The organism is Chloroflexus aurantiacus J-10-fl (assembly GCF_000018865.1).
GTDB lineage: Bacteria > Chloroflexota > Chloroflexia > Chloroflexales > Chloroflexaceae > Chloroflexus > Chloroflexus aurantiacus.
Map to the genome: position 1 here is coordinate 3427505 of NC_010175.1, position 12911 is coordinate 3440415.

Genomic DNA, 12911 nt, shown 5'->3' on the forward strand with positions numbered 1-12911 from the left:
GTTGATCTCCGTTACGCGCTGTTGTCTTCACCGGTTGCCAGGCGGAGCAGGGCATTCACGGTGGCTGTGGCAACCGGTGAGCCACCCTTGCGCCCCATGGTCACGATCCAGGCCACATCGGTGCGGTTCATCAGCGCGGCTTTGCTTTCAACCGTGTTGACAAAGCCGACCGGCATACCGATCACGATGGCCGGGCGGGCACCCTGGTCAATGAGGCTGATCAATTCAAACAGGGCCGTCGGTGCATTGCCAATCGCGACCAGCGCGCCGTTCAGATACCCCTGCTCGTGTGCCCAGCGCATAGCGGCGGCACTGCGGGTAAGGCCGGTAGCCGCGGCCAGTTCCATGACCGCCTGGTTGTCGTTGAAGCAGGCTACACTGCCGCCAAAATGTTGCAGGCGTCGTTGATCGATGCCTGCCCGAACCATCTGGACATCGGTAATCACCAGGCATCCACGCCGGAGTGCGTTGATCCCTGCTTCTACCGCACCGGCACTGGCTCTAGTCAGTTCGGCAAACTCGAAATCGGCAGTCGTGTGAATGATGCGCTCGACAATTGCCGCGAGCGGTTGCGGGATGATCAGGTTGCGCGCCTGTAATTCGGCCCGAATAATCGCAAACGAACGGGCGGCAATGTCGGCTCCTGCCGATACCAATGGCGATTGGTCGTTCATGATGCTGCTCCCCGGCGTAACTGAAGGGCAAGTTCAGCAACCCGTCGCCCCAGTGCCCTGGCCTGGATCAGATCGGCTTCAGTAATCGTGCCAACTGCGGTTGCTCCGTAGTACGAGCCAGCCTGTTCCATCAACGGACTCCACGGTAAGCCAACGATGATCATGCCGCTGCCCAACATCCAGTGCAGCACCGAGAGCAGCGTAAATTCGGTACCCGAATGGCGCCCGGCACTACTGGTGAAGGCTGCCCCTACCTTCCCGGACAGGCTACCCTCTTCCCACAGATCACCGGTTGTATCGAGCCAGCGCTTGAGGGTGCCCTTGATGCCAGTCCAATTGGGTGTGCCGATAATGATCCCATCAGCCTCCAGCAAATCGGCTTTCGTCGCGTGATGGGGCAGACTGATCTTAACCGTGACACCGGTAACGCCGGCGGCTCCCTCTCCAATCGCCTGCGCCAATTGGGTCACGTGCTCACCGTGATCGTGCAGGATGAAGATGCGGCAGGTTGGCGTTGTCATCGCTGTATATGCTCCTTCCAGTAGTGATAGGTCTTGGCAACTGCCGTGACCACATTTTTGATCTCTCCCTCCAGCCGAAAATGCGGCCCCGCCGGTAAGAGTAGCGTGCGGTCTTCGCGACGGACACTGACATTTTCCACGATAATTGCCCGCAAGAGCCAGATTGCCATCTCTTCACTTTCACAGACCAGACCGATCCAGCCAGGGGCGGTGTCGGTCGTTACCGGCAGATCGGTGACCATCGTCAATGCCCGGCGGAGTTCGGCAATGACACGGGCGTAGCCTGCCGGGTCGGCCTGGATCGTTGCCGGATCGACCGGCTCAAGCAGCGTTCCCCGGTGGGGCGGGCCACCGGCCAGTGCCAGCTCGCAGAAGGGATTGTCAGGATCATCACCGCCCCAGATACGATCCCACGCGACCTGCCCATGTTCGTCAAAGACAAGCGGGGCGGCAGTCATCGGCGCTGCGCTCACTGCCCGGCCACCACGGTAGCGAGGCGGGAGGATGTTCGTCATACTGCCAGATGCTTCGCCGCGTAAGCCGTGTTCGTGATCGCTGGTCTGGGGGCGCCCGAAGTCGGCGGTAAACCCTGGAAAGAGCCGTCGATATTTACAAACGTCACAGTTGGCCGCCGACTGACCATTCATGGCTTCCTGTACCCGTTGCATGATGGCGGCAAGGACACCTTCGTGCAGACCAAGGTGTTCGGTCACAACGAAGTCGTGATCGGGATATGTTTGGCGGGCCGCAGCGACCTGAGCAATGATCCGTCGCAGAATGCGTCCGGTGAAGAGCAGATACGGGATCACGATGATGCGACGCGCACCTAGCGCGATGCAGGCATCGAGCGTTTGCGGTACTCGCGGTGTAGTAATGCTGTAAAAGCCATAAGTGACGTGAGCATAGCCACGACCTTCCCACAGCAAACGTGCCATGCGGGCAACATCAGCGTTACTGTCGGGGTCACTGCTGCCGCGCCCGATCAGGGCCAGGGCGGTTTCGGCACGTGGTACAGGTGGGGCGGCTGCTTCTGCCGTTGCCAGACGGTCGGCCAGTGCTTTGAGCAGTGAATACTGCACACCGAGTGGCGTACCGTATTGAATGGTAAGTTCCGGCCAGCGCAGGCGCGCCTGCTGAAGTGCAACAGGAATATCATTTTTCTGATGGCCGGCTGCGCCTAGGAGCAGCGGTATCGCGATCAAACGTTGATACCCGGCACGCGCGCACTCGTCAATCGCCTGCCCAATCGGAGGATCGGCCAGTTCGAGAAAGCATGGCTGCACTGGGAGATCGAGCCGCTCTTGCAGCATGCCGGCCAGTTGGCGATACTCGGCCAGACCATCACTGTCATCAGTGCCGTGCCCGATCAGTAAGATTGCTGTTCTGGTCATCGTCGTGGTCTCCGTTCATTACGCTGTAGATGGTGTACACGTCGGCTGGCTTCCTCCCTTCACTTTACCCCCCAGCCCCTGCTCCGCTTCTGTCGGGGGAGTGGTGACGGACGTGCTCCGTATGCATCCCGCCCACCTTGCTTCCGCCCCCCTCCTAACCTCCCCCCGCTGGGGGGAGGAATTGAAGGTAATTCCTCCGTCCCCAGCGGGGGCGGGCTGGGATGGGGGTGTTCCCTTCCTCTCGCTCCCCAGACCCCCACTCCACTTCTGTCGGGGGAGTGGTGAGGGGTGAGGGCATCCTCCCGCCCCCAGCGGGCTATGCATTACCCACATGTCACGCTGCGTTAGGTCGGGCTGCAAGCGCTCCCTGTGGAGGCATTCCATCCACCGTCGGCAGGGTCTGGCCATGACCGCTGGTACGCAGGCACGAACCTGGTGTAACAATACGTCTACGCGCAGGGATCGCATGCATGCCTGACCGACTCGATGACCATCACGAATACATCCACCATCCTCGTGACCAGCAGGGTCAACGGTATGCCACGAGCCGAATCGTGAGTACGGCTGGCGCGGCAGCATGGCTGCCGCACGCCAAACTGCGCGACACGCGCATGACGAGCGGATACGGCAATCAATCCAGCACGCGCCGGCACGGCTTGAGCAGCGAACTGCCCCGGGCCAGTCGCTCAAACCAGCACCAATAGCGATCATACCCGCTGATACGCACGTGGTTGACACCAGTTGTGGGTAATGTATAGCGGGGAGGGCAGACGTGTGAGCCAGGGCTTCCTGATAGGGTATACGTTGGGTTCGTTCATCTGTCCTGGCCGTTTGTGAATGCCGCCAGGGGTGGGAGCTTGCGCCTGGCTCCTCCCTCCAGCAATGGTACCGGCACCATGCGCGCCGGAGGCGCGCGTTCCCAGCTCCCGGCTGGGGATCACGCCCGTCATCACGCCCCCGACCCGCTCCGGCACGCGGGCAAGGCAGTATGCGAGGTATGGGTAATGCATAGCCCCCAGCGGGGGCGGGTTGGGGTGGGGGTGTTCCCTTCCTCTCGCTCCCCAGACCCTCGCTCCTCTCCCCTAGGGGAGGAGCGGGGGAGTGGTGACGGACATGCTCCATAATGGTTCCCGTTCGCATCAATTCCGCCCCCCTCCTAACCTCCCCCCGCTGGGGGGAGGAATTGAAGGTGATTCCCTCGCTGGGGGGAGGAATTGAAGGTAATTCCCCCGCCCCCAGCGGGGGCGGGCTGGGGTGGGGGGTTCCCTTCCTCTCGCTCCCCAGACCCCCACTCCTCTCCCCTAGGGCGAGGAGCAGGGGAGTGGTGACGGACATGCTCCATAATGGTTCCCATTCGCATCAATTCCGCCCCCCTCCTAACCTCCCCCCGCTGGGGGGAGGAATTGAAGGTGATTCCCTCGCTGGGGGGAGGAGTTGTGGGTAAGATTGCCGGCATCCCGTCACCCCCTTAGCGTGGCATCTGGGTGCAGAGGCGCGGCACGCCGTATCCCTGCACCGGTAAGTATGCCGATCCACAGTCCACTCACCACTATCGCCATTGCTACCTGCACGATACGGCGCGCTTGCCCAATCATCGCCGCATCAGGAATACAGCTCCCATCACCCAGGGCGTAGTGATCGCGTTTGGTGAGGACGGTATCCAGCGCACCGGCCATAGCAGCCATCGGCCAGCCGGCATTCGGCGAAGCAGTGTGCCGGGCGTCACGCAGGGCGGTCTGCCAGGCGTGCCACCCCCGTCCGTTGATCAGGTGGGTAGCCAGCGCAAGTAGCAGTGCGGTCAGGCGGGCCGGTACCAGGTTGAAGGCATCGTCGCAGCGGGCAGCAATTTTGCCCAGATACTCGTAGCGCTCTGTGCGATACCCCCACATCGCATCGGCGGTGTTGGTCAGGCGGTAGATAGCCAGGGCGGGCAGACCACCCACCAGAAAGGCCAACAGAGGAGCGATGATGCTGTCACTCAGATTTTCGGCCAGCGACTCGATGGCTGCACCGGCCACTTCAGCCGCACTAAGGTCGGCGGTTGGCCGACTGACGAGGTGCCAGCCAAGCAGATGACGCGCTTCTGCAAGATTGCCCGTTCGCAACGCCTGTTCCACCCCGGCAACTGCTCGATCAAGTCCCCGGTAGGCCAGAAGCAGGGAAACGCATGCCCCCTGCACCAGCAGATGACGCGGCAGGCGGGAAGCCACTCTCCCCACCAGCCACCAGCCCCCGTATAGCCACCCACCACCCCAGGCCAGGCGGGCCAACGGTGTCGCTGGTGCTAATCGTTCCCCCCATTTCAACCAATGCCCCATCAGGCTCACCGGATGAAGCTGGTTGGGCGGATCACCCAACGCGAAGTCGAGCACCAGGGCCAGGAGGGCAATCGCGCAACGCCGACGTAGCTCTTCACCAATCATCATGCCAGTCCTCTGCCGGTGCAATCAGGTGACGCAGGGTCTCATCAGCAAACACACGCGCCGGCGTTCCCACGGCTGCCACGCTACCCGCATCCAAAACTATCACCAAATCGGCCCAGCGGCGGGCAAGCGCCAGATCGTGCGTCGCCAGTACGACCGTCTTGCCCTGCGCAGCCAGTCGATCAAATACCTGTACGATCTGTCGGCGTGCCCAGCGATCTAATCCTGATGTTGCCTCATCAACCAGCAGATACTGTGGTCGCATGGCCAATACGCCGGCAAGTGCCACTCGTGCTTTCTGCCCCCCACTCAACGCATGGGTGGGTCGGTCGAGCAGATCGCTCACATCACACAACGCAGCCGCTTCGTGGACGGCGCGCCGGGCTTCGGCAGGGCTAAGACCAAGATTGAGTGGCCCAAAACTGATGTCTTGCCAGACACTGGCACTGAAGAGTTGTTCATCAGGTGATTGCATGACCAGGCCAACATGCCGGCGCAGGTGCCGCAATCCCGAACGTGAGTAGCTGATCGGCGTGTCGCCCAGGCGAATCTGCCCTTCTTGGGGGCGCAAGATGCCGGCGGCCAGCAAGAGCAGCGTACTTTTGCCGGCGCCGTTGCGCCCCAGGACAGCAATCCGCCGACCGGGGTCAATCGAGAGCGATACCCGGTGAAGTGCCGGTGTCGGGTTACCGGTGAAGCGGTACGATACCGCTGCAAACGTCAGCGCTGCTGTCATGACCACCACCTTGCCAGAAAGAGGCTAACGAAGATCAGGATACCGATCAGCCAGAGGGTTTGTTCAGTCCGGTACGATAGTGGTAGTACGCGCACATCGCCATCGAAGCCACGCCCGATCAGAGCTTGTTCGAGCGCCTGACTCCGCTGGTAGGCGATGACAAACAAGCGACTGCCGATCAGCGCTGAACTGCGCAGTGTTGACTGCCACGAGGTATAGCCAAGGCGTGCAGTTTGCGCAGTGACCATCTGTTCAAGAGTGTCGAGGAGCACAAAAATCGCCCGATAACTCAGCATCATAACTTCAACCAGGAGTGCTGGCACGCGCAACCGATGCATCAGCTCGATCAGATCGACGAGCGGTGTCGTTAAGACCAGAAAGTTGAGAGCGGCGGTACACCCCAGTGCCCGACTAAACACCTGGAGCGCGAGAGGGAGCGCTGCGTGATGAAAGCCTATCCACAACGGCCCCAACCGGAGTGCCGCTTCTGATGCTTCAAAACCGACGCTCACCGCGATACCGACAACCGAGAGAACGAGAAAGACGCTCTCGGTTGTCAGTACAGCAATCACGACGTGCAAAGGTATTCGCGCATAGCCGGCCATGATCCCAACCATCCAGACCGTGGCAATCCAACCGACCAGTGGGCGATCCAGCAGCAAGCAAAGCAGGATCGTTGCCAGAGCGATCCCGCTCTTCTGAGCCGGATCAACATTGCGTAGCCGGTTGCTAAACGCATAGCGATCAATCACCCGTAGCATGTCACCGATCCGGGCGTCGCCGGCGGCCATGGTGCCAGCCGAAGAAAAAGCCGATGAAGCCTGCTCCTAACCCGGCCTGCAACGCAAACAAGAGGCTTTCGGTTTCGCTACCCGGTGGCTCGAACAGCGGAGCAAACCATGGTTCGTAGTCGGGATTGATTTCGACAATCGCCACTTCGGCAGCGGCGTCGGCGCCACCAAACTCCGTATCGCGGATCAGCAAGATCGGTGTGATTGCAAGACCGATGACAATCAGCGAGAGCACGATCATCACCGGCCACGACAACGGTTTGGGCGTCATCATGAACGTACCCCTTTCATTGCAAGGGCTTGCAGTTCGGATGCAGCCGTCGTTTGCAGCGCATTCATAATCAACACCGTGAGAATACCTTCGCTTATCGCCAGCGGAATCTGGGTAATGGCAAAGATGGTGCCGAATTTGATGAACGAAGCAACGATCCCACCCACCGGATCGGGGTGCGCCAGCGCCAGTTGCAGCGAGGTCACGACGTAGGTTGAGAGATTTGCCAGCGCTGCCGCCAGGAATACCGTCAACCAGAATGGAAGGCGTCCGCTCAGGCCACGCCAGATCAGCCAGGCGACCCATGGCCCGACAACGGCCATGCTGAACGCATTGGCACCGAGCGTGGTCAGACCGCCGTGGGCGATTAATAGCGCCTGGAACAGTAAAACAATTGAACCGAGCACACTCATCACCCACGGCCCGAACAGGATGGCTCCCAGGCCGGTACCGGTGGGGTGGCTGCTTGATCCGGTGACACTGGGTAACTTCAGTGCGCTAAGCACAAAGGTGAACGCAGCCGCAAAACCGAGCAGTAAGCGCAATTCGGGCTTGTCGTTCACGATAGCGCGCAGGCGGCGAAAGCCAATGATCCAGAATGGGATGACGACGGCGAACCAGAAGAGCGCCCACAGAGGCGGTAAGAACCCCTCCATAATGTGCATCGCGTAAGCTGGTCGAGCCTCGAATACGATCAGGATGGCTGCGCCGAGACTGATGAGAAGCCAACGGTGTTTCATAGCAGTGCTCCTTGCTTCAGACCTTCTCAGACACACCGGCTTCAGCGAAGGTGGCCATTTCGTCGAGAATCTTGCAGGCCGCCTGACAGATCGACATCGCCAGCACAGCACCGGTACCCTCACCGAGCCGCATGTTGAGGTCGAGCAAGGGTTGGAGATCGAGGTGCGAAAAGACCGCCGCATGTCCACGCTCAACCGAACGGTGACCGGCGATCATGTAGGCAGTGGCTGCCGGTGCCAGCGTTGCCGCGATCAACGCTGCCGCGCCGGCGATGAAGCCGTCGATGACCACCGGCACCCGCCGGGCCGCCGCCCCTAGAATCACGCCGGCCAGGCCGCCGATCTCGAGGCCACCCACCTTCGCCAGCACATCAAGCCCGTCGTCTGGATTGGGCTGGTGGCGATGCAACGCCTGTTCGATAACAGCTATCTTTCGCGCCAGCCCACTGTCATCAATGCCGGTGCCGCGTCCGGTGACCTCACTCGCCGGGCGGCGGGTGATGGCAGCAACCACCGCACTGGCAGCGGTGGTGTTGGCGATGCCCATCTCGCCGGTCGCCAGCAGATCAACGCCGCTATCGATAGCCTGGTTCGCGCAGGCAATCCCAACGGCAATGGCTTGCCGGGCGGTTTCGTGGCTCATCGCCGGTTCCTGGCTGAAATCGGCAGTGCCATACGCCAGCTTGCGACTGACCAGGTCGGGATGTGGAGGCAGATCGGTCGCTACGCCAATATCAACGACGATTACCCGTGCTCCGACATGGCGGGCCAGGACGTTGATCGCCGCCCCACCGCGCAGAAAGTTCAAGACCATCTGGGGCGTGACCTCAGCCGGAAATGCGCTCACACCCTGGCGGGCTACGCCGTGATCGGCAGCCATCACGATGACTGCCGGATTGGTCAGGCGTGGCCGTTCACGACCGGTAATACCCGCGATACGGATTGATAGCTCTTCCAATCGCCCCAGCGATCCTGCCGGTTTGGTGAGCATGTCTTGCCGACGGCGTGCAGCCGTCGCTGCCCGATCATCGAGGGGGCCGATCTGGTTGATGGTGCTTTGTACCAGGTCCATCTTCCTCTCCTTCCTCTACGCTCTGTACCCTACCCTTCGCGATCAATGTCGCGAGGAGCTGAAAACCCTTCACGTAACTCCTCCCCCTGTGCCAGAACCTCGGCGATAGCGGCCTGCGCTTCAGGTGAAGGATGGCGCCACATGCCCCGCCCGATGGCCTCGTTGAGCCGCTCGGCGATTGCCTGGAGCGCCCACGGATTTACTTCGTGTAACCACTGCTGAATCTCAGGGTCGCGGATGTAATGGGTCGTCACCTGCTCGTACATCCAATCTGCCAGCACCTGGGCTGTGGCGTCATAGCCGAAGAGATAATCGACCGTTGCCGCCAGCTCCAGGCCGCCTTTGTACCCGTGCCGGCGCATACTGGCCAGCCACTTTGGATTGATGACCCGCGCCCGGAAGACGCGGCGCGCCTCTTCGCGCAGATCGCGCGTGCGCGGGCGAGCCGGATCGCTACTGTCGCCAAAGTAGCGGGCCGGATTACGCCCACTGAGCGCACGGATGGCCGCGATCATGCCACCGTGGAACTGAAAATAGTCATCGCTATCGAAAATGTCGTGTTCGCGCGTGTCCTGATTTTTGGTCGCAACCTGGACGGTGCTGAGTGCAGCAGCAAAGGCCGTTTCAGCCGGTACTCCCTGTTCGGTTGCCGTGTACGCATATCCGCCCCATCGCAGATACACCCTGGCCAAATCGGCGTCATTCGTCCAGTTTTGCCCGTCAATTAAGGGCAACATACCTGCGCCATAGCTACCCGGTGGACTACCAAAGATGCGATAGCGAGCCTCGCGTTGGGCCGTTTCCTGATCGGTACCGCCATTGACCAGCGCCTGTGCGGTCAGGTAGGCATGCTTGCGGGGAAAATTCAGTTCGAGCGGTTCATCGAGGTCGATGACCGTTTGGATCGCCTGATCGAGCAGCTCGATCAGATGCGGGAAGGCATCACGGAAGAAACCGCTAATCCGGCAGACAACATCAATACGTGGCCGGCCCAATTCCGTCAGTGGAATGACTTCAAAACCGATTACCCGACGATTTTCGCGTTGCCAGCGCGGACGCACTCCCAGCAGCGCCATAACCTGCGCCACGTCGTCACCGGCAGTGCGGATCAGGCTGGTACCCCAGATACTGATACCGACGCTTTCCGGCAGCGTACCGTATTCCCGCTGATAACGGCGCAGCAGGTCATTCGCCAGTCCCAGCCCGGTCTCCCAGGCTGCCATTGCCGGTACGCTTCGCGGATCGAGACTGTAGAAGTTGCGTCCCGTGGGCAAGACGTGCGCCATACCGCGTGTCGGAGCGCCGCTCGGCCCTGGTGGAACGAAGCGCCCGGCCAGTGCCGCCAGCAGATGATCGATCTCATCAATTGCACTCTGCCGCAGGCGGGGGATAATCCAATCGCAGGCGTATTGCAGTGCTGTCGCAACCGCAGTGGTATCACGACACGCCGGCAGCACCTGTTCGATTACTGACGTGATCATCGCCGCTTGCCAGTGCTCTGCCTGAAGCCGCCGCAGCAGATCGCGACAGAGCGTTTCGATATGGGCAATCACATCGGCATTCGTCAAAAAGTGATCGTCACCATTGCGCCGTTGTCCCGGTGTGTTCTGGAGTGCATACCAATCGACACCGAGTGCGGTGGCGACAGACGCCGGCAGTGCCGGTGCGTGCAGGTTGGGTAATCGCAAGAGGTGGTAAACCAGATCAACAAGCTGATCACCCTCCGGCAGCGTGCCGAGAATGTGCAGACCGTCGCGAATCTGTGCTCCGGTCAGTTCACACAAATACCCTTCAATATCCTCAAGCAGATGCGCTACCTCGCGCCCCTCCAACTCGGCCAGCACGGTAGGCGTACCATCTTCCAGCACGCTGCCGTCCCATTCATGACGGTGATCGCCGTGGTCGGCCTGGAGAATGTAGCGCAAGTCGTCGGCCAGTTGGCTGCGTTGCAACACATCCCAGATTTGGCGTTGCAACAGCGGGAGCTTCGTTGGATCAAGCCGTTCCATGCGGTAATACTCATCGACCAGGTGCGCCAGTTCGGCCAGGTCACCATACGCGCCGGCACTCGTCATCGGTGGCGTGAGATGGTCGATGATTACCGCATGCGCTCGCCGTTTGGCCTGTGTCCCCTCGCCGGGATCGTTGATGATAAACGGATAGATCAGAGGCATATCGCCCAGGAAGGGATCGGGGAAGCAGGTGGCACTCAAGCCAACCCCCTTACCGGGCAGCCATTCGAGCGTACCGTGTTTGCCGAGATGGATGATGGCATCGGCCTGCCACACATCACGCAACCAGCGGTAGAGCGCGTAGTAGTTGTGAGGCGGTGGTAAATCGGGGCGATGGTAAATGGCGTTTGGATCCATATCGTATCCACGTGGTGGTTGCAGGGCGACAAAGCAGTTGCCAAACTCCAACCCCGCCAGCGCCAGCTCCCCGCGATGAACATACGCACGACCCGGTGGCGGTCCCCATTGGCGCGTCATCGCCTCTTGTAACGACAATGGTAATTCGGCAAACCAGCGTTGATAGGTCGTGCTGGGAATGCGATACGCCTGTGCCAACTGCTCAGTCGTCAGCCAGGTCTCGTCGTATGAGCAGCGAGCAATCAAATCGGCAATTAGACGGTCACCATGCTCCGGCAGGCCAGCAACGGAATAGCCGGCATCTTGCAACGCAGCAAACAGACGCATCAGCGAGGCAGGTGCATCAAGACCAACTGCATTTCCAATCCGCTGCGCTTTGGCACTGCTGTTAGTCAAGATGATAGCGATCCGCTTCTGTGCATTCGGTTTGTGCCGAAGTTGACTCAATCGCCAGACCAGTCCGGCCAGTCGTTCAATTCGTTCAGGGTCAGGCAGCGACCGCGCAGCCGCTTCACCTTCTTGCGCCTTAAACGCTATCGGTACGCTGATGATTCGTCCATCAAGCTCCGGCAGGGCGACATTCATCGCGGTATCGAGCGGCCCCAGACCACGCCCGTCCCGTTGCCAGGCTTCCCGGCTGCTACTGCTGAGGAGGGCCTGTATCACCGGCACGTCGAGACGGGTAAAGGGATGCGGATCATCATCGCCAAGCGCAAAACTCAGGGTAGAGATGATCACATCCACCGTCCCCGCCTGTTCGATCAAAGCCAGCCCAATCGGGATACCTTCCGCATTGATCGCTTTCAGAGATTGGGTATAGACAGCGCGCACCCGCAGGCCACGGGACTGCAACCCATTGATCAGCGCGTCCACGAATCCGGTATTCCCGCTCAGCAAATGTGCCCGGTAGAAGAGCAGACCGACGACCGGCCCATCGTTGGCGGGTGATACAGGGTTCGCCGTTTGTCTGACTCTGCCCCGGCGCGATGGTTGGGGTGGGGTGTATATACCGTGGAGTGGTAGTTCAACAGGCGGATCGTAGCCCCAACCACTCACCAGCAGGTGATCGCTCAGACATTGCAAACCATTGGCGAGATTCACGGCGCCGCCCGCCTGAAAATAGGCACTTACCAGCATGGCCAGAGGCACACCAACCGTCGAGCGAGCCATGAGATCGGGATCAAGCTGCTCAACTGCCGGCAGACAGAGTAGGAACCCATCGGTGGTTGCCGCCCACTGCTGCAAGCGCTCCAAACCATATGTAAACGAAGCTGCACTATGGAGCCGCACCAACACAATGGCTGCCGCCGGCAAATGCTGTTCAAGCAAGCGGTCAATCGCTGCCGGCTCGGTCAGGCGGCCAATATGCGCCATGCGTACCGGTGCAAACCCATCGGGAAGCAACGTCAACGCCTGCTCAAGCGCCAGCAGATCGGTATCTGCCTGACTCAACACGAGAATGCCATTACCGGCCACCGTCGGAATCCGTTCGGTGGCAACCATCGGCGCAGTAACACCGTCCCAACTAAAACCATTAAAGACGTGAGGGATCAATGCCGGTGGCAGGGCTGCTGATTGGCCGGTATTCAGCAGTTCTTCAATGAAATCATACAGGATCGGGATCAATGCCGGATCGTTGAGCGAGTGAAACCAATACGGACGGCCATCAAACAGCAAGAGGGCAACATTCGCCAGCGGGCATGGCCCCAGACACCCGCCTTGACTGAGATGCACCCGATTACGCAGGCGTCGTCGCTCCCATTCTTCGTGGTAGAGATCGGTCAATACCGGAGCAAACCCGCGTTCGGTGTGACCACAACAACATCCGGTTGCACAGACAATCAACATCCCGCGTCGTGCGCCGGCATTTACCATCCGCCCATCAAGGCGCTGCACCATATTGCGCTTGAGTTGTTCAGCCAT

At 60.4% G+C, this 12911-nt stretch carries 11 protein-coding genes; 1 reads left to right on the top strand and 10 read right to left on the bottom strand.

Features of this window, described 5'->3' with window-relative positions:
- Positions 1 to 11: 11 nt before the first annotated feature.
- From CAUR_RS13495 to CAUR_RS13505, 3 genes are read right to left on the bottom strand one after another with little or no spacing between them, the layout of a single operon-like run.
- Entirely contained in the window at positions 12 to 674 is a 663-nt protein-coding gene (locus tag CAUR_RS13495; RefSeq protein ID WP_012258429.1) for a precorrin-8X methylmutase, read from the bottom strand.
- Entirely contained in the window at positions 671 to 1195 is a 525-nt protein-coding gene (locus CAUR_RS13500; RefSeq protein WP_012258430.1) for an NAD(P)H-dependent oxidoreductase, read from the bottom strand. Before CAUR_RS13500 ends, CAUR_RS13495 begins: the two co-directional genes overlap by 4 nt.
- Positions 1192 to 2586, bottom strand: a complete 1395-nt coding sequence (locus CAUR_RS13505) for a sirohydrochlorin chelatase (RefSeq protein ID WP_012258431.1) — start codon at positions 2584 to 2586, stop codon at positions 1192 to 1194. The genes CAUR_RS13500 and CAUR_RS13505 overlap by 4 nt, the downstream gene beginning before the upstream one ends.
- Positions 2587 to 3056: 470 nt before the next feature.
- Here CAUR_RS13505 and CAUR_RS21245 point away from each other — a divergent pair, with 470 nt between their 5' ends.
- The gene (locus CAUR_RS21245) at positions 3057 to 3290 is read left to right on the top strand and encodes a hypothetical protein (RefSeq protein ID WP_044233642.1); all 234 of its coding nucleotides are present in this window, start codon (positions 3057 to 3059) and stop codon (positions 3288 to 3290) included.
- Between the two features lie 756 nt (positions 3291 to 4046).
- On the opposite strand, the gene cbiB is transcribed toward CAUR_RS21245, so the two are convergent.
- From cbiB to cobN, 7 genes are read right to left on the bottom strand one after another with little or no spacing between them, the layout of a single operon-like run.
- On the bottom strand, positions 4047 to 5012 hold the full coding sequence (gene cbiB / locus CAUR_RS13515) for an adenosylcobinamide-phosphate synthase CbiB (RefSeq protein WP_012258432.1): 966 nt from the start codon (positions 5010 to 5012) through the stop codon (positions 4047 to 4049).
- A complete protein-coding gene (locus CAUR_RS13520; RefSeq protein ID WP_012258433.1) occupies positions 4999 to 5745 on the bottom strand; it encodes an energy-coupling factor ABC transporter ATP-binding protein in 747 nt (248 codons plus the stop codon). Before CAUR_RS13520 ends, cbiB begins: the two co-directional genes overlap by 14 nt.
- Positions 5742 to 6536 carry a cobalt ECF transporter T component CbiQ gene (cbiQ, locus tag CAUR_RS13525; protein ID WP_012258434.1) on the bottom strand — a complete coding sequence of 265 codons (795 nt, stop codon included), beginning with the start codon at positions 6534 to 6536 and terminating at the stop codon, positions 5742 to 5744. The genes CAUR_RS13520 and cbiQ overlap by 4 nt, the downstream gene beginning before the upstream one ends.
- Positions 6508 to 6810: an energy-coupling factor ABC transporter substrate-binding protein gene (locus CAUR_RS13530; protein WP_012258435.1), complete on the bottom strand. Its 303-nt coding sequence runs from the start codon at positions 6808 to 6810 to the stop codon at positions 6508 to 6510. The genes cbiQ and CAUR_RS13530 overlap by 29 nt, the downstream gene beginning before the upstream one ends.
- Complete coding sequence (locus tag CAUR_RS13535; protein WP_012258436.1) at positions 6807 to 7547, bottom strand: energy-coupling factor ABC transporter permease; 741 nt, start codon at positions 7545 to 7547, stop codon at positions 6807 to 6809. Before CAUR_RS13535 ends, CAUR_RS13530 begins: the two co-directional genes overlap by 4 nt.
- A gap of 16 nt (positions 7548 to 7563) precedes the next feature.
- Entirely contained in the window at positions 7564 to 8619 is a 1056-nt protein-coding gene (gene cobT / locus CAUR_RS13540) for a nicotinate-nucleotide--dimethylbenzimidazole phosphoribosyltransferase (RefSeq protein WP_012258437.1), read from the bottom strand.
- 29 nt (positions 8620 to 8648) lie between these two features.
- Positions 8649 to 12911 (bottom strand): cobaltochelatase subunit CobN, encoded by a 4263-nt coding sequence (gene cobN / locus CAUR_RS13545; RefSeq protein WP_012258438.1) that lies wholly within the window; start codon positions 12909 to 12911, stop codon positions 8649 to 8651.